Origin of the sequence: Klebsiella sp. TF21-TM (assembly GCF_019753495.1) — a bacterium.
Classification (GTDB): domain Bacteria; phylum Pseudomonadota; class Gammaproteobacteria; order Enterobacterales; family Enterobacteriaceae; genus Klebsiella; species Klebsiella quasipneumoniae.
On record NZ_JAIJYL010000032.1, the window covers coordinates 36,671 to 57,287 of the forward strand.

26 protein-coding genes, 3 tRNA genes and 1 pseudogene are annotated in these 20,617 nt (G+C 59.3%); 8 read left to right on the plus strand and 22 right to left on the minus strand.

What is annotated here, in order from left to right; genetic code table 11:
* Positions 1–128: 128 nt before the first annotated feature.
* Both K5R89_RS27575 and K5R89_RS27580 read left to right on the plus strand, forming a co-directional pair.
* A pseudogene (locus tag K5R89_RS27575) lies at positions 129–242 on the plus strand (LuxR family transcriptional regulator); the annotation flags it as partial.
* An 822-nt stretch (positions 243–1,064) separates the two neighbouring features.
* Complete coding sequence (locus tag K5R89_RS27580; RefSeq protein WP_229583961.1) at positions 1,065–1,202, plus strand: hypothetical protein; 138 nt, start codon at positions 1,065–1,067, stop codon at positions 1,200–1,202.
* An 8-nt stretch (positions 1,203–1,210) separates the two neighbouring features.
* Here the strand turns inward: K5R89_RS27580 and K5R89_RS22935 are convergent, their stop codons facing one another.
* The 9 genes from K5R89_RS22935 to K5R89_RS22975 all read right to left on the minus strand — a co-directional run bounded on the left by K5R89_RS22935 (position 1,211) and on the right by K5R89_RS22975 (position 9,759).
* Positions 1,211–1,699: a DinB family protein gene (locus K5R89_RS22935; RefSeq protein ID WP_032453143.1), complete on the minus strand. Its 489-nt coding sequence runs from the start codon at positions 1,697–1,699 to the stop codon at positions 1,211–1,213.
* Positions 1,700–1,816: 117 nt separating this feature from the next.
* A complete protein-coding gene (locus K5R89_RS22940) occupies positions 1,817–2,350 on the minus strand; it encodes an anti-virulence regulator CigR family protein (RefSeq protein ID WP_023289974.1) in 534 nt (177 codons plus the stop codon).
* Positions 2,351–2,716: 366 nt separating this feature from the next.
* On the minus strand, positions 2,717–3,688 hold the full coding sequence (locus K5R89_RS22945; RefSeq protein WP_087827065.1) for an ABC transporter ATP-binding protein: 972 nt from the start codon (positions 3,686–3,688) through the stop codon (positions 2,717–2,719).
* Positions 3,685–4,665 (minus strand): ABC transporter ATP-binding protein, encoded by a 981-nt coding sequence (locus K5R89_RS22950; protein ID WP_087827064.1) that lies wholly within the window; start codon positions 4,663–4,665, stop codon positions 3,685–3,687. The genes K5R89_RS22945 and K5R89_RS22950 overlap by 4 nt, the downstream gene beginning before the upstream one ends.
* A complete protein-coding gene (gene opp4C, locus K5R89_RS22955; RefSeq protein ID WP_074442557.1) occupies positions 4,662–5,612 on the minus strand; it encodes an oligopeptide ABC transporter permease in 951 nt (316 codons plus the stop codon). Before opp4C ends, K5R89_RS22950 begins: the two co-directional genes overlap by 4 nt.
* Entirely contained in the window at positions 5,609–6,568 is a 960-nt protein-coding gene (locus K5R89_RS22960; protein ID WP_087827063.1) for an ABC transporter permease, read from the minus strand. Before K5R89_RS22960 ends, opp4C begins: the two co-directional genes overlap by 4 nt.
* Before the next feature lie 44 nt (positions 6,569–6,612).
* Positions 6,613–8,316: an ABC transporter substrate-binding protein gene (locus K5R89_RS22965; protein WP_065881484.1), complete on the minus strand. Its 1,704-nt coding sequence runs from the start codon at positions 8,314–8,316 to the stop codon at positions 6,613–6,615.
* Positions 8,317–8,660: 344 nt separating this feature from the next.
* Positions 8,661–9,344 carry a CatA-like O-acetyltransferase, family 1 gene (locus K5R89_RS22970; RefSeq protein ID WP_065881485.1) on the minus strand — a complete coding sequence of 228 codons (684 nt, stop codon included), beginning with the start codon at positions 9,342–9,344 and terminating at the stop codon, positions 8,661–8,663.
* A gap of 31 nt (positions 9,345–9,375) precedes the next feature.
* Positions 9,376–9,759 (minus strand): VOC family protein, encoded by a 384-nt coding sequence (locus K5R89_RS22975; RefSeq protein WP_087827062.1) that lies wholly within the window; start codon positions 9,757–9,759, stop codon positions 9,376–9,378.
* 90 nt (positions 9,760–9,849) lie between these two features.
* On the opposite strand from K5R89_RS22975, the gene K5R89_RS22980 reads away from it, so the two are divergent.
* Positions 9,850–10,620 carry a DeoR/GlpR family DNA-binding transcription regulator gene (locus K5R89_RS22980; RefSeq protein WP_032453133.1) on the plus strand — a complete coding sequence of 257 codons (771 nt, stop codon included), beginning with the start codon at positions 9,850–9,852 and terminating at the stop codon, positions 10,618–10,620.
* Between the two features lie 3 nt (positions 10,621–10,623).
* Here the strand turns inward: K5R89_RS22980 and K5R89_RS22985 are convergent, their stop codons facing one another.
* Positions 10,624–11,253, minus strand: coding sequence for a LysE family translocator (locus K5R89_RS22985; protein WP_048297657.1), 630 nt, complete (start codon positions 11,251–11,253; stop codon positions 10,624–10,626).
* A gap of 249 nt (positions 11,254–11,502) precedes the next feature.
* Between K5R89_RS22985 and K5R89_RS22990 the strand changes: the two genes are divergently transcribed.
* Positions 11,503–12,138 (plus strand): carbonic anhydrase, encoded by a 636-nt coding sequence (locus tag K5R89_RS22990; protein ID WP_023289965.1) that lies wholly within the window; start codon positions 11,503–11,505, stop codon positions 12,136–12,138.
* 47 nt (positions 12,139–12,185) lie between these two features.
* Here K5R89_RS22990 and K5R89_RS27585 read toward each other — a convergent pair whose 3' ends face one another.
* The 5 genes from K5R89_RS27585 to K5R89_RS23010 form a co-directional block, all read right to left on the minus strand.
* On the minus strand, positions 12,186–12,503 hold the full coding sequence (locus K5R89_RS27585; RefSeq protein ID WP_227523319.1) for a zinc-binding dehydrogenase: 318 nt from the start codon (positions 12,501–12,503) through the stop codon (positions 12,186–12,188).
* On the minus strand, positions 12,425–12,709 hold the full coding sequence (locus K5R89_RS27590) for a hypothetical protein (RefSeq protein WP_227523318.1): 285 nt from the start codon (positions 12,707–12,709) through the stop codon (positions 12,425–12,427). The genes K5R89_RS27585 and K5R89_RS27590 overlap by 79 nt, the downstream gene beginning before the upstream one ends.
* Positions 12,710–12,861: 152 nt before the next feature.
* A complete protein-coding gene (locus K5R89_RS23000) occupies positions 12,862–13,071 on the minus strand; it encodes a YdgH/BhsA/McbA-like domain containing protein (RefSeq protein ID WP_004202908.1) in 210 nt (69 codons plus the stop codon).
* Between the two features lie 84 nt (positions 13,072–13,155).
* Positions 13,156–13,872: a hypothetical protein gene (locus K5R89_RS23005; RefSeq protein ID WP_065812553.1), complete on the minus strand. Its 717-nt coding sequence runs from the start codon at positions 13,870–13,872 to the stop codon at positions 13,156–13,158.
* A 45-nt stretch (positions 13,873–13,917) separates the two neighbouring features.
* On the minus strand, positions 13,918–14,352 hold the full coding sequence (locus K5R89_RS23010) for a winged helix-turn-helix domain-containing protein (RefSeq protein WP_023289962.1): 435 nt from the start codon (positions 14,350–14,352) through the stop codon (positions 13,918–13,920).
* A gap of 401 nt (positions 14,353–14,753) precedes the next feature.
* Between K5R89_RS23010 and K5R89_RS23015 the strand changes: the two genes are divergently transcribed.
* Positions 14,754–14,903, plus strand: a complete 150-nt coding sequence (locus K5R89_RS23015) for a hypothetical protein (protein ID WP_023289961.1) — start codon at positions 14,754–14,756, stop codon at positions 14,901–14,903.
* Positions 14,904–14,990: 87 nt separating this feature from the next.
* On the opposite strand, the gene K5R89_RS23020 is transcribed toward K5R89_RS23015, so the two are convergent.
* The gene (locus tag K5R89_RS23020; RefSeq protein ID WP_217259576.1) at positions 14,991–15,827 is read right to left on the minus strand and encodes an MBL fold metallo-hydrolase; all 837 of its coding nucleotides are present in this window, start codon (positions 15,825–15,827) and stop codon (positions 14,991–14,993) included.
* A gap of 7 nt (positions 15,828–15,834) precedes the next feature.
* Complete coding sequence (locus tag K5R89_RS23025) at positions 15,835–16,350, minus strand: hypothetical protein (protein ID WP_048297654.1); 516 nt, start codon at positions 16,348–16,350, stop codon at positions 15,835–15,837.
* Positions 16,351–16,506: 156 nt separating this feature from the next.
* On the opposite strand from K5R89_RS23025, the gene K5R89_RS23030 reads away from it, so the two are divergent.
* Complete coding sequence (locus K5R89_RS23030; RefSeq protein ID WP_023289958.1) at positions 16,507–17,391, plus strand: LysR substrate-binding domain-containing protein; 885 nt, start codon at positions 16,507–16,509, stop codon at positions 17,389–17,391.
* On the opposite strand, the gene K5R89_RS23035 is transcribed toward K5R89_RS23030, so the two are convergent.
* Positions 17,388–18,314: an AraC family transcriptional regulator gene (locus K5R89_RS23035; protein ID WP_087827060.1), complete on the minus strand. Its 927-nt coding sequence runs from the start codon at positions 18,312–18,314 to the stop codon at positions 17,388–17,390. The two genes, K5R89_RS23030 and K5R89_RS23035, sit on opposite strands and share 4 nt — an antisense overlap.
* Before the next feature lie 98 nt (positions 18,315–18,412).
* Here K5R89_RS23035 and K5R89_RS23040 point away from each other — a divergent pair, with 98 nt between their 5' ends.
* A complete protein-coding gene (locus K5R89_RS23040) occupies positions 18,413–19,165 on the plus strand; it encodes an SDR family oxidoreductase (protein ID WP_087827059.1) in 753 nt (250 codons plus the stop codon).
* 121 nt (positions 19,166–19,286) lie between these two features.
* On the opposite strand, the gene K5R89_RS23045 is transcribed toward K5R89_RS23040, so the two are convergent.
* The 3 genes from K5R89_RS23045 to K5R89_RS23055 all read right to left on the minus strand — a co-directional run bounded on the left by K5R89_RS23045 (position 19,287) and on the right by K5R89_RS23055 (position 19,525).
* Positions 19,287–19,363: transfer RNA gene (locus tag K5R89_RS23045), tRNA-Val, on the minus strand.
* A gap of 4 nt (positions 19,364–19,367) precedes the next feature.
* A tRNA-Val gene (locus K5R89_RS23050) sits at positions 19,368–19,444 on the minus strand.
* 4 nt (positions 19,445–19,448) lie between these two features.
* A tRNA-Val gene (locus K5R89_RS23055) sits at positions 19,449–19,525 on the minus strand.
* 253 nt (positions 19,526–19,778) lie between these two features.
* On the opposite strand from K5R89_RS23055, the gene K5R89_RS23060 reads away from it, so the two are divergent.
* Complete coding sequence (locus K5R89_RS23060) at positions 19,779–20,357, plus strand: TIGR00730 family Rossman fold protein (protein WP_049013570.1); 579 nt, start codon at positions 19,779–19,781, stop codon at positions 20,355–20,357.
* 140 nt (positions 20,358–20,497) lie between these two features.
* Here the strand turns inward: K5R89_RS23060 and K5R89_RS27595 are convergent.
* Positions 20,498–20,617: hypothetical protein (locus K5R89_RS27595; RefSeq protein ID WP_254242851.1), on the minus strand; the 120-nt coding region annotated here is incomplete at its 5' end.

The window sequence follows — 20,617 nt, forward strand, 5'->3', positions numbered from 1 at the left end:
CCGGCAATCACCTTTTCCGGTCTGCTCAGCGAACCGGGACTGTCATTGTTTCTCTGGCGGAACTATGCTGATTAGGGCGGCCACATGCGCCGCTCCGGCAGCGGAAACAGTGACTCACAGGTGGCGGTATGGCGAGCGATCCGGAACTGATTTACATCGAGATCCTTGAAACGGTGCTGATGGCCACCCTGGATCCTGATTTGTGGAAATCGGCGCTGCAGAAACTGGCGTTCCTCACCGGCCATCAGTACGCGGCATTTCTGTTCTACGATAAAGGCAACGCGCACCTGCTGACCGATTCACTCCTGCTGGAGGAGAAGGTTTTCACCGCCTATCGCGACGTGTTTCTGGCCATCGATCCCGCCGAAAAAATACTGACCGCGTTACCGGTCGGGCAGATGTACCGGGACCGCGAGTATTTAGGCGATAAGTTTATTGCCGGCAGCGTCTATTACAATGAGTTTCATCACCCCAACGATCTGAATAATCTTACCAGCGTCAAGCTGTGCACCCTCAATGGCTATGCCACCTATCTGTCACTGATGACGGCCAATACGGCAGCTTATCCGCAGCCGGCGCAGTTTGAGCTGTTCAGGCGCTTGATCCCGGCGCTAAAAACCGCCTGCCAGCTACACGCCCGGTTTGAACAGCTGCGGGACACCATAAAATACCAGAGCGCGGTGATGGACAACGGGATCTACCCGGTATGGCTGGTGGATCATGGCGGTAACATTCTCTACGCCAGCGCGCATGCCGAACGCTACCTGCGCGCCAACGCTCGCCTCTCCTGGTACAGCGGGGGTGATACACTGTGCCTTGATACCGACAGCAAAAAACTGAAACGGGCTATCGAGCAGGCCACCCGAACGGCAGAGCCGCCAAGGGCAGGGCTGTGCTATACAGCCGGGCGCCAGCCGAAACCGATCCTGGTGATCCCGGCGGCCCGCCTTGCCGGGGTGGCCTGCGTGATTATTCCCGAGCCGTTTCTCACCGGCAGCGCCGTGATGGAGCTGTTTAACGTCAAGCCTGCCGAGAACGCAGTGGCGGAGCTGCTGGTGCGGGGCATGACGCCGGATGAGTGCGCCTTACATCTGGGCGTATCTATCGCCACCATCAGAACCCACCTCAGCGCCCTGTACCGGAAAACCCACACCCGTAATCAGGCAGAACTGTTGCTGATCATCCGCGCGATCCACGGCTGACAGCTTGCTCAGGAATGATGGTCGCGCAGGAAAACGGTCAGCACCTCTTTCGGCGGCACGCCGCCGCATTCGCCAATCATCCAGCCTACCGCGCCGCGGTGATAGGCGCCGTGAAAGAGCATGTGATTCAGCATCTCCATCGCGGTCATATTGCCGTCGCCGCCGTCGACAAATTTGAAGGCGATACGTTCGTGGAAATCGGCGGGCGTCATGGCGCTGACGTACTGAATGTATTCGTCCGTACAGGCGGTCATGGCCGTTTCCAGCTCATCAACGGTTGGCGTCCCGGGGGTATTCAGCGCGGTGTAACCGTGCGTCTTGCCGCGCAGATTCGCCCGGAAAATCATGTCAACGACATGGATATGGTTCATTAGCCTGAGGGTCAGGTGACGCTTTTCGCCATGTACTGTACCGTCTATCGCGCGGATCGCCTGCAAGGTGGCAAGGTCAATCCAGCGCTTGTATTTCAACAGCGTCACTACGGTGTCTTTGTCCATTGTCGGTCCCGGGTTGGTTGAGCCATTATCTTAGCGATGATGCCTGCGAGTTGTCACTCTCCCGCGCCAGGCACAAAAAAGCCTCGACGGGGCGAGGCTTTTTAATCAGCAGGTGATTTAGTCAAACACACCGTTAATCACGGCGGTAACGATGGCGGTGCTCAGGGCGACCAGCACCAGGTCATCGCCGACCGCGCGCCATTCATAGCCCGGATAATAGGGCAGGTCGTTAATCATAGAAGCGGGCAGGGTCTTTTTCGCGATACCCGGAGGTAACGGTTTGCCGCGGGCGACATTTTTGGCGATACCCGGAGGCAGCGCCTGATAGCCGACCAGACCGTAGTTCACAGCAAGGGAGCGCGCCCGCGAGAAGCTAATATCGCTGTCGACGTGGTCGGGCTTGCCGTAGTTTTTGCGGTTGCCATGATCGTCATTGGACTGACCTTTATTTTGTCCTTTATTGCCATGGTCGCCGCTGTTACCGCTGTTACCATGATTGCCGCTATTGCCATGGTTACCACTGTTCCCGTGATTACCACCGCCGCCGCCATTGCCATTGCCGTTACCCGGGTTGGCATAGGCCGGAGCCGCCATGACGGCGAGAGAAATAACCGCCGCCAGTGCTGTTTTAATAGTGCGACGCTTAAGCATGATTTTGATTCCTTAATGTGGAGTACACGCATAAAAAATAAGATAAAGCTATGCCCCAGGCAATCTCATATAGTCTTATTTTTTGCCGGGTTTTCACGGGAAGGTCACAAAAGGATAGCGGGGCGCGGACGAGCAGTTCCATTGCTGCGTTTTGACAGACGGGTGACCGCGCCCCGCTAAATGTGTCGCCGGCAGGATCGCTCCCGGCGTGTCGCAAAAAAATGCCCGAAGCCATCGGGCAAAAATGAATAAAAATATTACGCTTCATTCATAACGCGTCTCACAAGACGGAGCGGATAGTAAATCCTGGCGCCGCTGCGCACAATCTGCCGGTTGTTTAGAAATAAATAACCCGGCCGACCGCGCTCAGGACGCGATCCAATGGCAGGCGACCCGATGGCCAGGGGCCACCTCGCGCAGCGCCGGCGCTTCTCTGCGGCACCGCTCGCCGACCTGCGGGCAACGAGATGAAAAACGGCAGCCGGCGGGAGGATTGACCGGATCCGGGATCTCGCCTTGCACCAGCTCCTGCGGTTCGCTGTGCGGGTCGAGGGTCGGCACCGCGGCCAGAAGCGCGCGGGTGTAGGGGTGGAGGGGGCGGCTGAACAGCGCATCGCGGCTGGCGCTTTCCACCAGTTGCCCGAGATACATCACCGCCACATCGTCACATAGATGCTCCACCACCCCGAGGTCGTGGGAGATAAACAGAAACGTGACGCCGCGGTCGTCGCGCAGGTCGGAAAACAAATTGATGATCTGCGCCTGAATGGACACATCGAGGGCCGAGATGGGCTCATCGGCGACGATAAAATCCGGGTTGAGGATCAACGCCCGGGCAATACCGATCCGCTGGCGCTGGCCGCCGGAAAACTGATGCGGGAAGCGGGCGTAGTGTTCCGGCGCCAGGCCGCAGATCTTCATCACGTCGATCACCCGGTCATACAGCTCATCGCGGGCGCAAAGCTTGTGCTGCAGCATAGCTTCGCCTATCGCCTCGCCAATACGCAGCCGCGGGTTCAGCGAGCTGTAGGGATCCTGAAATACCAGCTGCATCCTCGGCCGAATGGCGCGCAGGGCTGGCGCGGTCAAGTCGGCCAGCTCCTGACCGTGAAATTTCACGCTGCCGGCGCTCTTCTCGTACAGGCCAAGCAGGGTTCGGCCGACGGTGGTTTTCCCGCTGCCGGACTCACCCACCAGGCCAAAAATGGTGCCCGGACGGATGTTAAAGCTGACGCCGTCCACCGCGCGAAGCACGCCGGTCTGTTGGCCAAACAGGCCGTCGCGCAGCGGAAAATATTTTTTCAATCCATCCACTTCAATAACAAAGCGTTCGCTCATGCTGTCGCCTCCGCAAATTCACTGTAAAAGCAGGCGGCCCGCTGGCGCTCGCCGAGCAGCGGCGGAATCGCCTCCCGGCAGTGCGGTGTCGCCCGCTCGCAGCGCCCGGCAAAGGCGCAGCCCGTCGGCAGGGCGGCCAGGTCCGGCACCTGGCCGGGAATCGAGTACAGCCGCCGACGCCGCTCGCCCGGCACCGGGCGGGAGGCGATGAGCCCACGCGTGTAAGGGTGCTGCGGATGGCGTAACACCTCCGCGGTGGCGCCCTGTTCCACAATCCGTCCGGCATACATCACCACTACTTGTTCGGCCATCTGCGCGATCACTCCCAGGTCGTGGGTAATCAGCATCATCGCCATCTGGCTGGCCCGCGCCCGGTCCCGCAGCAGGCGCAGGATCTGCGCCTGCACGGTCACGTCGAGCGCGGTGGTGGGTTCGTCGGCAATCAGCAGTTTGGGCTGACAGCTCAGCGCCATGGCGATCATCACCCGCTGCAGCATGCCGCCGGAAAGCTGGTGGGGATAGCTGACCATCAGGCTGTCGCCCCGCGCCAGGCCGACCTCGTTGAGCAGCCGGGTAGCCTGCTGCCAGGCGGCTTTCGGCGAGGCGCCGAGGTGGCGGATCGCTGGTTCGCACAGCTGCTCTCCGATGGTCAACACCGGGTTCAGGGCCGACATCGGTTCCTGAAAGATCATTGCCAGCTGGTGGCCGCGCAGGTCGGCCATCTGTCTGGCTTTTAGCCGCAGCAGATCGCGGTCCGCGAAACGGATCTCGCCGCCGTCGATGCGCGCGGCCTGCGGCGGCAGGAGGCCCATCAGCGCCATCGCGGTGACGCTTTTGCCGCAGCCGGACTCGCCCACCACGCCAACGGTTTGCCCGGCCTGAATCATGAAAGAGACGTCCTGCACCGCGCGCACGCGATGGCGTTCGCCAGCGAAAGAGACGGAGAGATGATTAAAGGAGACTAACGGTATGCTCATTTCAGCCTCGGTTTCATATTGGGATCCATGGCGTCGCGCAGGCCATCGCCCAGCACGTTAATGGCGATCACGGTGATAAAGATGGCGATCCCTGGCGGCATCCACAGCCAGGGACGGCGCTGGAAATCGATCAGGCTATTGGCGGCGTCCATCATATTGCCCCACGACGGCGTCGGCGGCACCACGCCGAGGCCGAGATAGCTCAGCGCGGATTCGCTGAGGATGGCGTTGGCGACAGCCATGGTCGCCATCACCACCAGAATCGGAATGGTATTCGGCAGCAGGTGGCCAAACAGCCGGCGACGCGCCGACAGGCCCAGCACCTGGGTGGCCAGCATAAAATCGCGTTCGCGCAGGGAGAGACATTGTCCGCGCACCAGCCGCGCCAGTCGGGGCCACTCCAGCAGGCTGAGCATCACCACCACCATATAGATGCGCGAGTCCGGAGAAAAATCGAGCTCGGAAAGCATCGCCCCGGCGACGATCAACAGCGGCAATCCGGGGATGGTCATCACCAGGTCGGCCACGCGCATGATCACTCTGTCGGTTAACCCGCCGACATACCCCGAGAGGGCGCCGAGCAGATAGCCCAGGAACACCGACATCACCATGGTCAGCAGACCGATAATCAGCGAGATGCGCCCGGCCAGCAGCAGGCGGGTGTAAACATCACGACCGAGGAAATCGGTCCCCAGCCAGTGTTCGGCACCGGGCGGGTGGTTGATGCTCAGGGCGTCGGTGGCATCCTCTTTCCACGGCGACCAGACGGGCCCCAGCGCGCACCACACCGCCATGACCGCCAGCAGGAACAGGCAGAACATGGCCAGCCGGTTACGGCGCAGCTGTCGCCACCCCTGGCGCCAGGGAGAGGGGGTAATGTGCGCCAGCGCCGGGATAGCCGCCTGCCGCTGGCGACGACGGGTAGCAAAGTAAGACAGAATCATCATGACCTCACCCGAATACGCGGATCGGCCCAGGCGTACAGCACGTCGGCGAGCAAATTACCGACGATCGTCAGCACCGCCAGAAACAGGGTGAACCCCATCAGCACCGGATAGTCGCGGGCGGCCAGCGAGTCGATATGGATGTGGCCCGCCCCCGGCCAGTTGAATACCTTTTCGGTAATGATCGCCCCGGAGAACAGCCCCGGCAGCTCGAAGCCCAGCAGGGTGATGATCGGCAGCAGGGCGTTGCGCAGCGCATGTTTGAGGATCACCGTGCGCTCCTGCAACCCCTTGGCGCGGGCGGTACGGATAAAATCCATTTTCACCACGTCGAGCATACTGGCGCGCACATAGCGCGTCAGGCTGCCCGCCTGCAGCATCACCAGCGCCAGCACCGGCAGCGCCAGGTGGGCCGCCACCTGCAGCACATACTGCCAGCCGCTCTCGTCGCTGCCGGTATTGGTCATCCCGCCTACCGGCAGCCAGTGGAGATCGACGGCAAACCATTTAATCAGCAGCAGGCAGAGGAAAAAGGTGGGGAACGACATGGCGGCAAACACCGCGACGCTCACCAGATGATCAAACCAGGAGCCGGGTCGCAGGGCTGACATCACGCCGACCGCCAGGCCAATGCCCCAGTAAAAGACCAGCGCGACGCTGGCCAGCAGAAAAGAGTTCCAGATGTACTGGTTGAGCAGCTGGCTGACCGGGATCTGATACTGCAGCGAAAAGCCTAAATCGCCGCGCAGCAGCTGTCCCAGCCAGTGGAGATAGCGGGTGAACAGCGGCTGGTCGAGGCCATAGATCGCCTTCAGCTCCGCGGCGCGGGCGGCGGTCAGGGTGATATTGCCATCGATAAAGTCGCCGGGGGTTTTGGCAAACAGCATAAAAATAATGAACGAGGCCAGCAGCAGCATCGGCAGCGTTTGCAGCAGGCGCCTCAGGATGAAATTTTTCATGACGATCTCGCATCAGCCGCCGGTTAACCCGGCGGCCAGGGGATTTACTTGACGATTTTCACATCCGGCAGGCTGCCGGTCAGGCCGTTGTAGATATCCGGTTTAAAGCCGGTGACGCGGGCGCTGCTGGCGGAAAGAATGTTGCGATAGCCGAGCAGGATCACCGGTGGATCGTCGGCCAGCACTTTGTACAGCTGGTGATAGATCGGCTTGCGCTGTTCGATGTCGAGCACCGCGTTGCCGGCGTTAATCAGCTTATCGACCTCCGCGTTGTGGTAGCCGGACGCTTTCGCTTCGCTGCTGTAAAAATCCCATACCCCATCATGCGGGTCGTTGAGGGTGCTGGTGCTGAACGAGGCCAGATCGTAATTTCCGGCTTTGCGCTGCGCCATCAGGGCGTTGAAATCCACCACCTGCGGCTTAAGCAGCACGCCGATCTGCCGCCAGTTCTCTTTGGCGATGGGGATCAACGCATCGTTGAGCACCTTCTTGCTCACCAGCAGGGTCAGCTCCAGACGCTGGCCCTCTTTGACGCGGATACCGTCGGCGCCAGCTTTCCAGCCGGCCTCATCCAGCAGCTTTTTCGCCTGCGCCGGATCGTAAGGGTAAGGATTGACGCCTTCTGCGTTAAAGGCCCAGGAGATAGGGGCGATCGGCTCGATGGCGACTTTGCCGTATCCCTGATAGACCACGTCGATCAGCTTTTGCCGGTCCAGGCCGTAAATCAGCGCCTGGCGCACCCGCTTATCCTGCAGCGCCGGGCGATGAACGTTGAATTCCACCTGGCTGTAGTCGCTGGAGCCGTAAAGGTTAATGTTGGCGAAGCCGAGCATCTTCAGCTGTTCGATATCGTCAGGACGTGAGGTAAAGGCGTCGTAGTCGGTCTCCCCGGTCTGGAACAGCTGGAAGTTGGTCGACGGATTGGTTACGCGATAGATAAAGCGCGGCGTTGGCGGCGTCCCACGGTAAAAGTGGCTATTGGCATGGAAGCGAATTTCCTGACCGGGAATATAGGTATCGTACACGTAAGGGCCGTTGCCCAGCGGCTTGCCGTGCAGTGAGCGCAGATAGTCGAGATTTCCCCGCTGATATCCTTTGCCGTACCAGGCTTTCGACAACACCGGCCCGCCAATTTTGGCCAGCGTGGTGGCGCCTGGCTGGGTGGTGGTTACCTGCAGGGTGAGCGGGTCGATGACCTTCAGGCCGCTGACGCGGTCAGCCTTGCCGGCTTTGTATTCTGCGCCGCCGGCGATATTGGCCAGAGTGATGTCGGTATCGCCATCATATTTGGGGTCGAGCAGGACCGTCAGGGTAAAGGCGACATCTTCCGCCGTCAGCGGTGAACCGTCGCTGAAGGTCAGGCCAGGGCGCAATTTGATGGTATAGACTTTATTGTCCGGGCTGACCGTCCAGCTCTCCGCCAGCCCCGGGACCAGCTTGCCCTGGCTGTCCCAGTCGATCAGGCGTGAAAAAATGACGTTAGTGACGTTTTCATCCCAGCCGTTGACGAAAAAGTAGGGGTTGAAGATCCCCTGCGGCTCGGAGATCCCGGCCACTACCGTGTCCTTGCGCAGCTTAGCGCTGGCCGGGATCTGACTGGCGTCGGCGGCCGGGGTGATGCCTTCTTTCAGGAGACCCTCAGCAAAGACGGCAGAAGAAAATGCTACCACGCCGCCGAGCAGGGCCACTTTTAGCGCCAGGGCAAAGCGGGTTTTTCTGGTTTTTAATCCTTGTTGTAATCTGGACAAAAGTGCTACCTCATCAAGTGATTGCGTGGTGATTTACAATTCATGACGAAAGATAAGAGGCGCACTTCGCCCTGTCTAACACTGAAACGCTATGATTTATAACCAATTATCCTTAGCAAAGGTTCGGCAATATAATCCCATTCTATGGCTATGAAGCAGTGGTTTCCGCTGTCCGATGAGGGTGGGCCAGCATGCTATCCGCGACCCAGCCTTTCCATCGCGAGGTTCTGAACAGGCGTCACACCTGCGCGGTATTCGCCGGATGGGCGAGAACGATGAGAGTGGACCCGTACCGACCGCCGTGTACGGCGTAAGGCACCGTGACGGTCGGTTCCGGGCAGACGTTAACGCTCCTTCGCCGCAGGGGGAAGCAGTGAGGGGGCGGTTGCGGCTAGCGGCTGCCAGAGCCGCTCGGGGTCGCGAAACCCCTCTTCGATGAGGGCATAAAAGCGGCTGGCGTGGAGACCGTCGACGAAGGCATGGTTAAATCGCCCGGCCACCGGGATCACGCCGTTCTGCAGTTTCCCCCAGGTGAGCGCCGGAACCGCGGCGCCCACCGCGTATTCCGCATGGGTCATCGAGGTGAAGTGGAGCCACGGCAGACAGCTGGCGCAGATAAAATGTTCGCCATCGACGATGAGCGGCGCAGGCGATGTCTCTCTTGCCGCGACGATCTTTGGCGTTGCCGCGGCGCTGAAGGTGGTGAACTCGGGAGCGTTGTCGCACCATACCTGGCGGAAGCCCTCCTCGACGGTCATCACCGGCGTCATGACCGCCAGACTGTCATATTCAATCACCTCGCCATTGCGCATGCGCTGTCGGAGCTGCGGTACCCCGTTAGCCGCGCGCAGCAGGGCATAGAGCGCGAGCTGAAAAAACGAGACCCGACGGTCCTTCGCACATTCGTACAGGCGCTGCGCCTCTATCGGAACGCAGAGATTAAAGCTGGGGTTGGCAAATTGTCGGTAAAAGGTGAAATGGTCCCGGCGGGGCCAGGCCGCGGTGTCGATGATCCGGTAATGTGCCATGGATGCCTCCTTATGGCTGGCGGTCTGCTGACTATGCGACGATTTCAATCAGGTTGCCATCGGGATCGGCGATCACCGCCTCATAATAGCCGTCGCCGGTGGTGCGCGCCGGTGAAACCAGTATTCCCGCCGCGCCGGCGCGCTGGGCAAGGGCATCGACCTGTTCTGCGCCGCCCACCGAGAGGGCCAGGTGCGCCCAGCCGGTATGGTTATTATCGGCGCTGGCCTGCTGCAGGCCAGGCTTGGTCATCAGCTCGATCACCACCTCGTCGTCGATGGTGACAAAATAGGAGGCAAAGCCGGGATTGGTCTGGCTGAGGTATTTTTCATTGATGCTGGCGGCAAAGAACTCGACCCAGAAGCGGGCCTGAGCCTCAAGCCGTTGGGTCCACAGGGCGAAATGGGCAATTTTCATGGTAAACCTCCGGGCAGGAACATTGACAATCACGGCAGGGCAGACGATCATGCTTGCTGTTGCTCGTTTATGATGATTTAAGGAGTTTCTTTGCTCGATTATGCTGCTTTTCCTCAACAGCGACAAGCGCTGATTTGCCAGATCCTGCAGGAAAACGGCAGGGTGGTGTGTGCGGAGCTGGCGGCGCGTCTTCAGGTGTCTGAGCACACCATCCGCCGCGATCTGCATGAGCTTAGCCGCGAAGGCGTCTGTAAAAAAGTCTACGGCGGGGCGGTGTTGAGCCTGCCGGAAGCGGGAGATTACAGTGAACGGAAAGATAAAAACCGAGCAACAAAACTCAGGATCGCGCAGCAGTGCGCCCGGCTGGTGAAACCCGGCGGCATCCTTTTCATTGATACCGGCACCACCAATCTGGCGATGGCCGAGGCGCTGCCCGCCGAGCTGGCGCTGACGGTGGTAACGAACTCTCCGGAGATCGCCGCGGTACTGGTGAAAAAGCCGCTCTACGAGGTGGTGATGCTCGGCGGCCAGGTGCAGCGGGCGAGCGGGGGCTGCGTTGGGGCCGCGGCGGTGGCTCAGGTGCAGGGGATGTTATTTGACCAGGGGTTTATCGGCGGCTGCGCCATGGCGCCAGAGTCGGGCCTGACCGGCTTTGACTATGCCGACTGCGAGTTTAAGAAAGCGGTGATTAAGCAGTGCAGCGAAATTATCATCGGCCTGACCTCGGATAAAATTCCGGCGGTGGCGCGATTCGTGGTGGCCGCGAGCAGCGATATCGATGTGCTGGTGGTGGAGGAGAACATCAGTCGCGAATATCGCGTTGCCTTTCAGCAACACGATATTCGCATCCATACCGTGTAGCCGCTAGCGGGTGAGGGAGGTGGTGATAAGCCGCAGTCCCAGCGCCCCCAGCACCGTCGCGGTGGCGATATCGATTCGCCGCTTCAGCCGCAGGTAGACCCGACGCGGACGATCAGCGGAGAGCACCAGCGCCACCAGCGAATACCAACTGACGTCAATCAGGAAACTCATCAGCGGCACGATGTAATAGAAGGCGGTGGGGATCTGCGCCGGCAGCACGGCGGTAAAAATCGAGGCAAACACCAGCGCGGTTTTGGGATTGCTCAACTGAGTATACAGCCCGTCGCGGAAAGTCTTCAGCAACGAACGGTTGCCGTCCATGCCGCTGGCGGAAAAATCCATCGGCTGCGCCGAACCGCGGAAAATCTTATAGCCCAACCATAGCAGGTAGAGCCCGCCCGCTACTTTCAAGCCAATAAACAGCTCCGGCACCGCGGTGAGCACCTTCTGCAGGCCCAGCATCGCCATAATAGAAAAAATGGCGGCGCCGGCGCCGGTGCCCAGGGCGGTCACCAGACCGTGCAGGCGCGAGCGGGCGACCGCATTGCGCGCGACAAAAATAAAGCTCGGGCCGGGACTGATCACCCCCATGATCAGCACCGCGGCAAGGGCCATCAGGCTGGATAAGAACATAGCAACTCCTGGTATGTCCGCCGCCGGCAGGCGGTCGGCTACGTGGGGACGGTACGAGCAAACAGAGTAACAAACTGGCTCAGGAAAGCACGTGAAAACCCTGTGGAAAAGGCGAGGCTGAACGGGCATCCGCGGCGCGCGTTTTCTGCGCAACTGTTTGAATAACGATTCCCATTCCTGTCAGCGATGGTAAACTGAATAACTGTGATCTTTGTCATACCGTAATAACTACAGAGAAGAGACACTGCTATGCAACATATCATTGAGGGCTTCCTCAACTTCCAGAAAGAGATCTTCCCCCAGCGTAAAGAGCTCTTCCGCAGCCTGGCCTCCAGCCAGAATCCCAAAGCGCTTTTCATCTCCTGCTCTGACAGCCGTCTGGTGCCGGAACTGGTTACCCAGCAGGAGCCGGGACAGCTCTTTGTTATTCGTAATGCCGGGAATATCGTGCCGTCTTTCGGGCCGGAGCCGGGCGGTGTATCCGCGACCATTGAGTATGCCGTGGTTGCGCTGGGTGTGACGGATATCGTAATCTGCGGCCACTCTAACTGCGGGGCGATGAAAGCGATCGCCACCTGCCAGTGCCTGGAGCCGATGCCGGCGGTGTCTCACTGGCTGCGCTACGCTGATGCTGCGAAAGCGGTGGTGGAAAAGAAAACCTGGGCCAGCGAAACCGATAAGGTCAACGGCATGGTGCAGGAAAACGTCATCGCTCAGTTGAACAACATCAAAACCCACCCGTCGGTGGCGGTCGGTCTGCGCGACCAGACCCTGCGCCTGCACGGCTGGTTCTATGACATTGAAAGCGGCGAGATTCAGGCGCTGGATAAAAACACCAAATCCTTTGTTTCGCTGTCGGAAAATCCGGACGTCTTTTTCGAATAAAGCCGTTCCCAGGGCATGGAGGCCCTGTTCATCTCATCTCCTCACCACTACCACTCCACGCAAATTTTGCCGAAATGGGCGCCGCTTTGCAGATAGCGGAAGGCGTCTGGTAAGGCCGCAAAATCAAACACTTTATCGATGACCGGCCGCGACGCCTGCAGGTTCAGCGCGTTGACGTAGTCCTGCTGTTGCCGGCGATGACCCACCACCAGCCCCTGCAGTCGGGCCTGTTTACTCATCAGCAGATGGGTGGGCACATGACCTTCGAAGCCAGTCAGGACGCCGATCAGCGCGATGTGTCCGCCAACACTGACGGCCTCGAAAGACTGGCCCAGGGAGCCCGGTCCGCCGAGCTCCAGGATAATATCGGCCCCGCGATGACCGCCATCAGGATCCGCCGATCGGCAGTGGGAATCACCCCCGTCGCTACCAGCAAATCGTGATAGTTCAGGGAGGTGGCGTGTAGCGCTACGCGGATCTCGCCTGCCGCCGGCGCGCCGGGGTCGGCAAGATCGACAAGCTGCAGATTATCCAGCGAACCGGGTTTGTTGACGATCCAGGCTTTCATCATGGGGCTCTCTTTTCCGGGGGATGCGCTAAGTATTGGCCCGTCATCGGCTGAACGCCATAGCGCGCCGGTCAGGAAATCACTGCCCGGAGAAAGAGGCGAAAAAAAAGCGCCGTTTTTGACGGCGCTTTTTTAATCGCGAAAGAGGGAAGAGATTATTTGCTCAGCTCAGCCGTCATATGAACGCGATTATTAAACTGGGCGCTGGTGATTTTATAGGACGCACCCTGCTCAGCGGCCTGGGCGGCGATTTTGGCTTCTGCACGGTCCAGGGTGGAAGCGGTGGCGCTGACGCTCTGGGCGAAGCTGACGGAAGAGAACAGCGACAGTGCAGCAACAGCAACGAAAGTTTTGATGGATTTCATGGTCATATTCCTTAATCTGGTGTCTGATATAGGGTTTGTCGCCCTGATGTGATAAAGAATACGCGCAAAGCCTGGCGGTTAAAATCAAAACAATTTGCGAAACTCATTCAAATAATATGAATGATTTTCGGCCGGTCGCGATGCAGCACGTCGTTGCCGGGCTGGCCGTAGCCCTGGTCTATAGCAACTCAGATCGGCGCAGAGGCGGCTAAACGTGGCCTCCGCGGTCATAAAATGATGAAAATGGGTATGGCTGACGAGGCGAAAATTACTTTTGATCCGCTCCAGTCCGTTGTAAACCCGCTTGCGATTGACGCCCAGCGTGTCTGCCATCTGATTAGTCGACTGTCCGCCGACCACGCCACGGATCATCTGCATCTCCAGGTCATTGAGTGGGGCTCGCAGCCGGGAGGAGCGACTCTGACGCTGATGGCGCGGCGCAAAAGGGCGGCTGCGATCTGCCAGACGGAGCAGAAGGCGGCGGATCTCCTGAACGCTTTCCCGCTGGCTGACCCACAGGAGGGTATCCGCGTAAAAGGCGCGTCCGCGTTTGACGTTGTTGGCGGAGGTAAATCCGACCACCAGGCCGGGATAGCGCTGGGCTAATTCAGCAGCGGCCTGATAATCGTGATAGTTTTCCAGCGCTAAAATAATCACATCCAGCCCGGCCGGATCGGGCAGATGGCTGAGCGGCAGTGAATGAATAATGTTCAGACCGGGCAAGGTTTCCTGAATATCTCTGAAACACTGGGCGAGGCCGATATTAAAATAAATATTATTGCTGTGAATTAAAATATTCAAAGAATAAACCCTGTTACAAGCGATCTAAACGGCGCGGGAAGGAGATTAGCTGCGAACCAGAAGTTTATTCATATCAGCAGGCGAGGTGTTTATATAATTCATCATGCCCGGCGGTTTGAAGGAATAAATTTCGGCTACACAAGCAGGATTAATATAATACCCTGCGCACTTAACGCGGATAATTAACACGCTTTCGACCCCCGCCTGGTTTAAGCGAGATTTTAAGGTCTGAATGACCTGCCATAATCGCTGCGCGGACGGACGGAGATTATTTTTCTCCCAGACGTTAATCATTAACTCTTCATCACTGACCAGACGTTCTCTGCCATGCGCCAGCAAATATTCCAGTAAACACGCCATGGTGCTGCGCAGCTGAACTTGCGTTCGCGTCCCACGTAACGCGATAATTTCCCGATGATGCAGGCAGTAGAAAATATTATCCGCTAACTTATAGCCAAGTAGTTTATAGCCTGTAGTCATCCACCACTCCCTGACAAATCCCCGTATTGCCGGTGCAGAGTACCCGCCTGCGGCGGTCTGACCAAGTGAATTTTATGAGCTAGAATAATCAAAACAATTAACCACATTCGCATACATAACTAGAATAAAAATCTGATAAAATCGCTCACTTCTGTTGGATTATGTGGTATAGGAAAAGTCTTAATCAAGCGGTGCGCGAAGTTAAACGGTTGAAAATATAGGTGGTGGAAACAAAAAATTGCATTTACCTTGATCTAGATCAATTTTATGCCTTTCAGGTGGCAATCACCATTTACATAGCAAAACAAAGATTGAAATAACAACGTTTAAGTGATGATAAGCTGATTCTGAACTTATGGAATTACCCAGGGAACTGTTCATTACTTTTCAGGAGCGTTTTTATGGTCATTGCAACTCGTAAGCCTCTGTGCAACAAACGCTGGGCCGCCAGCCCGGCCTCTCAGGATCTTCAGTTGACCCAGCTGCGTCACCCCTGGGTCGCCACCACCGCCAGCTGCAAAAGTAAAAAAGGCTGGAAGCGCCGCGGTTAACGGCTAATCCACTTCCCCGGACACCACGCCCCGGTCGCGTTAATGCCACGACCGGGGTTTTGCTGTGATCGGTGTTCTGCGTGAAGGTCACACCGGGCGCAGGCAGTAGCCTGAGGCGGTATTCTCCACGCTGGCGAAGCCCGGCAGGCCAAGATGCATACCGCCGACGAGCCACCGCTCGCTGGCGGCCTGGCGCAGGAGACTTTCCCGTGTACGCCGCGCCTGGTCAGGATCGACGTCAAAGGCCACCGATGCCTCTGGCCGGGCGCTCTGGATCGAGGGAAAGTGGACGATATCCCCCCAGATCAGCAGCGACGTTCCGCCCGCCTCGAGGCGATATCCGGTATGCCCCGGCGTATGGCCGGGCAGGGGACATGGTCGGATCCCGGCGATCCGCTCATTTTCATCGATAGCACGAATTTGCGTCGCGCAGATCGCCATTACGCGCCGGACGAGCAGCACGTTGCGTTGTCCACGCTCGCTGGCGTTGTCCAGTGTCGACGGCGCCAGCCAGTAAGCGCTTTCCCGCGAGGGCAGGAACACCCTGGCGTTGGGATAAGCCGGTGTACCGGCGGCGGTCAGCAGGCCGCCGATATGGTCCGGGTGCGCGTGGGTGAGGAGGATGGTGTCAATGTCCTCAGGGCGGACGCCGAGCAGCGCCAGATTGGCGATAAGCGCGCCGCCGACGCCGTTGGCCCCGCCGGTGCCGGTATCCACCAGCACCGTGTGCCCGCGTCCGCGGATAAGGTAAGCGCCGATCTCAATGATCTCCGGCCAGATTACCCCGGCCTGGCGCTGCAGACGCGCCGCCTCTTCAGGGGCAATCCCCGCCAGTAACGTCAGCGGCGCCGTCATCTGGCCATCACTGATGGCGCTTATCGTCAGGTCGCCTGCTGTCAGGGAATAAAAGGGAGCTGGTGTCATGTTGACCTCACGCTTGCTCCGCCGGGTGACGCAACCGGGCGGTAATGGGCTGATAGACAAAGACGGCGGCCGTGGCGGCGTGGGGATGCAGGTCGTCACGCGGGACGATGGCGGCATAGCGGGTATGCCGGGTGGCCAGACCGCCGGGCTGCAGGACGACCGGCGCAGCGACGGGCAGGGCTTCCGCGGTATCGCTCAGCAGCAGCACCTCGTCCGGAGCAACCTCCCGCAGCGCGTTAGTTGTGAGATAGAGGTGGCGATGCCAGTCGGCGATCGCCGATTGCCAGCGGGCAAAATGACCGCCGCCGTTGCGGCGATAGGCGTCGCTGTCGATGACGGCGGCATCGCGGATATCGTGTAGCGCCAGGTAGCGAGGGCACCCCTCGCTGAGCGCGCAGAAGCGCTGCGAGGCATGAAAACCGGGCACCGAGACCAGCGCCGGTAATTTTTCCAGATTGTAAAAGGTATTCCACGCCGCTTCGCTTTGCGGGTCGGTGTAGGCGCATTCGACGACATAGAGCATAGTGACCTCGAGAGACAGATGATTCAGCGCATAAGGCGCTTCAGTGAATTTACTTCATCCTATCTGGCGAAAATGGCGCTGAAAAACGATGTTTATTCAAGACTCAGTGATATTCTGTCACTGACTTTCAGTCAGCCCGCACAAGGAGCATTGGCTATGCGTCGTAAAATTCCCAGCAGCGCTGCGCTACTGGCCTTTGAGGCCGCCGCCCGCCACGGCAACTTTGCCCGCGCGGCGGCGGAGCTCGCGTTAACGGAAGGGGCCATCAGCCGGCAGATCGCCCGTCTGGAAGCGCTCCTCGACAGCAAACTATTCGACAGAATCGGGAGCCGGGTACGGCTCAATCCGGCCGGCGCCCGCTATGCCAGACAGGTCCGCGAGATCCTCAGCAGGCTGGAGCGGGAAACCCTCGACGTCAGCGGGATGCCGGCCGATGGCCGCAGTCTGGAGATCGCCGTGCTCCCCACCTTCGCCAGCCGCTGGCTCATCCCCCGCCTCGGGCAGTTCACGGCGCAGCATCCGCATATCGTGGTCAATATCGCCGCTCGCAGCGACCCCTTCATTCTGCCGGGCAGCGGATTTGATGCGGCTATCCATTTTGATCACCCGGCGTGGACCGGAATGGATGTGACGTTTTTGTTTGCGGAGTATCTGCTGCCGGTCTGTCATGCTGCGCTGCTGACGGATAACGATCTCCCGGGGCTGCTGAACCGGCTGCCGCGCATTCATCGGCGGCAAAATCCGGATGCCTGGCTGCACTATGCCCGGGAGTGTGGTCTGGCGCTGGATAACCCAGCGCAGGGGCCGCGCTATGATCTGCATGAGATGGCGATCGCTGCGGTACTCAGCCAGCAGGGCGTGGCCCTGGTGCCGAAGATGTATGTGGAGAGCGAGCTGCGTAACGGGACGCTGGTCGCCCCGTGGCCGGGCTCCCCGACGCTGGCCAAGCGCTTCTGCCTGATCAAACCCGGCGGCGGCGAGGGGGAGCCTGCGCTGCAGGCGTTTGAGCGCTGGCTGCAGACGACGATTGCGGCAGGTTAGCTTAAGGCGGGCCCGGGCGTACGCTGCGCCGCCCGCTGGCGGGCATATTTGCCCGGCGATGTCCCGGCATAGCGGGTAAAAGCCACGCTGAACGCGCTGGCCGAGCCATAGCCGAGGCGCTCGGCGATATCCGCCATGCTGATGCCCGACTCTCCCAGCCACCGCATCGCCAGGGTCATGCGCCAGTTCAACAGATAGCCCATCGGGGTCATTCCGGTCAGGCCGGTAAAGCGTTCAAACAACGTCGAGCGAGACAGCGCGCAGTCGGCGGCCAGGGCGTTGACGGTCCAGCGTCTGGCGGGGGCCTCATGCAGCAGACGGATTGCCTGGGCGATCCGCGGGTCGCTCAGGCCGCGCACCAGGCCTGGGGTGGCGAGTGTTTCGCAGGAGCGGATGGCCTCGATAAACAGCAGCTCAACCATCCGCGCCAGAACGAAAGATTTACCTGCGCGATCCGCCTGGGCTTCCTCTTTCAGCAGTCCGACAAAGGTGGCCAGCCGCGGCTGGTCGCGAACCACCACCAGGGCGGGCAGCAGCGAGGTCAGCAGGCTGGCGTTATCCGAATCGGCAGCGCAGTGGCCAATCAGCGCCAGCATCTCCGCCGGCTGGTCGAGGGCTCCCAGGCGAAAGTGTTCCTCCGCCAGTTTCACCGGGGTGGTCTCCAGCGCCGGTGAAGGCGGCGGGGTCAGGCTGGTAAGCGCGAAGCGGTACGCCGCCGGGATCAGCATAAAATCCCCGGCGCGCAGGGTCTGCGGCGGATACTGGTCTATTTCCAGCCGACAGCCTCCTTCCAGCACCACGCCATAGAACGACATGCCCTGGTCCGAGCGAATGACGCGCCATTCTCCCGTCCCCTCAATGGTTTTGGTCAGCACCGCTCTGAGATTTAGCATCGCAATGATTTCCGCCAGCGGGTCGCTCATTTCCGGACTCCTGCTAAAGAATGATGGATTATTGACCCTATATCGTCCGGAGCGGGCTGTCTATGATGAAAAGGAAGAAGCCAATCGGAGACAGAGAGATGCAAACGATTATGATCACCGGCTGTTCATCGGGTTTTGGCCTGGAGACGGCGCGTTATTTTCTTGAACAGGGCTGGAAGGTTATCGCCACGATGCGGGTTCTGCGAGAGGATCTGTTGCCAGCCAGCGACCGTCTGCGGCTGGTGCGCCTTGACGTCACCTCAGCGCAGAGTATCGCCGAGGCGATTGCCGAGGCCGGAGAGATTGACGTTCTGGTCAATAACGCCGGAGTGGGGATGCTCAACGCCCTGGAGGGGGCGTCGCGCGAGGCGATAGCGAACCTGTTTGCCACCAATACTCTTGGGACTATCGCCATGACCCAGGCGGTACTTCCCCGGTTCAGAGCGCGCCGTAGCGGGACGATCGTGAATATCACCTCGGCGGTCACCCTACAGCCGATGCCCCTGCTGGCGGTCTATACCGCGAGTAAGGCGGCGGTGAATGCCTTCACGGCGTCCCTGGCGCTGGAGCTGCGGCCCTTCAATATTCGCGTCGGGGTGATCCTGCCGGGACGCGATCCCCAAACCCGCTTCGGGGAAAACGCGCGTCGAACGATGGGCCAGCTCCCGGAGAGCTATGCGGCGCTCGGCCAGCAGATCCTCGACAGCATCCAGGAAAACGCCAGCGTGACGCGGGCTGTCGATGTGGCTCAGGCCGTCTGGCGAATGGTGAACGATCCTGATGCCCCTTCGCGGCTGCCGGCAGGGGAAGATGCCATGGTGATGGCGCAGGCCAGTCGGAGTCGCGAATAATCGGCTTTAGCTTTGTCGTTGGCAGGGTTCGATAACGTTCAGGCGGGAAGCGCAGAAGGCGTGCGTTTTCCGGTCAAGATGCTGCAGGGTAATGTTGAGAGGGAATGATAAGAAACAAGATTGGTGCGTCTGAATGGACTCGAACCATCGACCCCCACCATGTCAAGGTGGTGCTCTAACCAACTGAGCTACAGACGCATTATGGTGCGTTTAATTGGACTCGAACCAACGACCCCCACCATGTCAAGGTGGTGCTCTAACCAACTGAGCTATAAACGCATAATGGTGCGTTCGATTGGACTCGAACCAACGACCCCCACCATGTCAAGGTGGTGCTCTAACCAACTGAGCTACGAACGCAATGTTGTGGTGACAACGGGGACGCATATTAGCGGCAGGCAGGGGATGTGGCAAGAGGTAAACGTCACTTTTCTTGTACATTGCTTGCGATTGCGGATCTTTTACCCATTCCGGCGATATTTTACTGAACCACAAGGATATTTCTTCGCCAGCAGGCGCCTCGCCTCTCTTTTCTCCGCGGGTCTCAACCTGCGCACAAAGGTTGCCGTTGTGTTAAATTATCGCCCACCAGAAGAGAGGAGTAATAACGAAGATGAAATCGATAGGTATTTTCTGCGGTTCTTCAGCTGGCGAACATCCGCTGTATCTCGACACTGCCCGACGGGTTGGCCACACGCTGGCGCAGCAGGGCCTGGCTGTTGTCTATGGCGGCGGCAAAGTTGGCTTGATGGGGGCGGTTGCCGATGCGGCGCTTGAGGCCGGGGGCGTGGTGATTGGCGTGATGCCGCGCGGCCTGGTGGAGCGGGAAATTGCCCATCGCGGGTTGACGGAGCTGCATGTGGTTGAGGATATGCACGAACGGAAAACCAAAATGGCGGCGCTGGCCGACGGCTTTATTGCTCTGCCGGGCGGAGCGGGGACGCTGGAAGAAATTTTCGAACAGTGGACCTGGGCGCAGCTGGGCATCCATGAAAAGCCGTGCGCATTTCTGAATATTAAAGGGTATTACGATCCGCTGCAGGCGATGGTCAATAACATGGTGCGGGAAGGGTTTATGCACCCGCGCTACGCGGAGATGCTGCCGTTTGCTGCCTCGGCAGAGGAGATTATCGCCGGTTTTCGCGACTATACGCCGCCGGCGCGTAAATGGGTTCAGCAGCCCGCTATTTAAACATCAAGCGAAGGGTAAACAGCGCGCAGACGATGAGCAGAACCAACAGCAATTCGAAGCGATAACGTTGCAGCATGATGTCCTCCTGAAAAAAAACCGGCGCTATTCAGCGCCGGTTTATCACCTTAACGCTCTGACCGTTATGCCGCCGGTTGTACCGCCGGTTTGGCTGCGTGGTGCGCCGCTTTGTGGTGCTTCTTCGCCGCCTGGGCTTTCTGCGCTACAGCCGGTTTCGCTGCGGCTTTGTGGTGCTTCTTCGC

Excerpts from the sequence above, each read along its gene's own strand:
- K5R89_RS27580 (WP_229583961.1), top strand. The coding sequence starts at position 1,065 with ATGACGCCGGATGAGTGCGCCTTACATCTGGGCGTATCTATCGCCACC.
- K5R89_RS22935 (WP_032453143.1), bottom strand. The coding sequence starts at position 1,699 with ATGGACAAAGACACCGTAGTGACGCTGTTGAAATACAAGCGCTGGATT.
- K5R89_RS22940 (WP_023289974.1), bottom strand. The coding sequence starts at position 2,350 with ATGCTTAAGCGTCGCACTATTAAAACAGCACTGGCGGCGGTTATTTCT.
- K5R89_RS22945 (WP_087827065.1), bottom strand. The coding sequence starts at position 3,688 with ATGAGCGAACGCTTTGTTATTGAAGTGGATGGATTGAAAAAATATTTT.
- K5R89_RS22950 (WP_087827064.1), bottom strand. The coding sequence starts at position 4,665 with ATGAGCATACCGTTAGTCTCCTTTAATCATCTCTCCGTCTCTTTCGCT.
- opp4C (WP_074442557.1), bottom strand. The coding sequence starts at position 5,612 with ATGATGATTCTGTCTTACTTTGCTACCCGTCGTCGCCAGCGGCAGGCG.
- K5R89_RS22960 (WP_087827063.1), bottom strand. The coding sequence starts at position 6,568 with ATGAAAAATTTCATCCTGAGGCGCCTGCTGCAAACGCTGCCGATGCTG.
- K5R89_RS22970 (WP_065881485.1), bottom strand. The coding sequence starts at position 9,344 with ATGGCACATTACCGGATCATCGACACCGCGGCCTGGCCCCGCCGGGAC.
- K5R89_RS22975 (WP_087827062.1), bottom strand. The coding sequence starts at position 9,759 with ATGAAAATTGCCCATTTCGCCCTGTGGACCCAACGGCTTGAGGCTCAG.
- K5R89_RS22985 (WP_048297657.1), bottom strand. The coding sequence starts at position 11,253 with ATGTTCTTATCCAGCCTGATGGCCCTTGCCGCGGTGCTGATCATGGGG.
- K5R89_RS22990 (WP_023289965.1), top strand. The coding sequence starts at position 11,503 with ATGCAACATATCATTGAGGGCTTCCTCAACTTCCAGAAAGAGATCTTC.
- K5R89_RS27590 (WP_227523318.1), bottom strand. The coding sequence starts at position 12,709 with ATGATGAAAGCCTGGATCGTCAACAAACCCGGTTCGCTGGATAATCTG.
- K5R89_RS23000 (WP_004202908.1), bottom strand. The coding sequence starts at position 13,071 with ATGAAATCCATCAAAACTTTCGTTGCTGTTGCTGCACTGTCGCTGTTC.
- K5R89_RS23010 (WP_023289962.1), bottom strand. The coding sequence starts at position 14,352 with ATGACTACAGGCTATAAACTACTTGGCTATAAGTTAGCGGATAATATT.
- K5R89_RS23015 (WP_023289961.1), top strand. The coding sequence starts at position 14,754 with ATGGTCATTGCAACTCGTAAGCCTCTGTGCAACAAACGCTGGGCCGCC.
- K5R89_RS23020 (WP_217259576.1), bottom strand. The coding sequence starts at position 15,827 with ATGACACCAGCTCCCTTTTATTCCCTGACAGCAGGCGACCTGACGATA.
- K5R89_RS23025 (WP_048297654.1), bottom strand. The coding sequence starts at position 16,350 with ATGCTCTATGTCGTCGAATGCGCCTACACCGACCCGCAAAGCGAAGCG.
- K5R89_RS23030 (WP_023289958.1), top strand. The coding sequence starts at position 16,507 with ATGCGTCGTAAAATTCCCAGCAGCGCTGCGCTACTGGCCTTTGAGGCC.
- K5R89_RS23035 (WP_087827060.1), bottom strand. The coding sequence starts at position 18,314 with ATGAGCGACCCGCTGGCGGAAATCATTGCGATGCTAAATCTCAGAGCG.
- K5R89_RS23040 (WP_087827059.1), top strand. The coding sequence starts at position 18,413 with ATGCAAACGATTATGATCACCGGCTGTTCATCGGGTTTTGGCCTGGAG.
- K5R89_RS23060 (WP_049013570.1), top strand. The coding sequence starts at position 19,779 with ATGAAATCGATAGGTATTTTCTGCGGTTCTTCAGCTGGCGAACATCCG.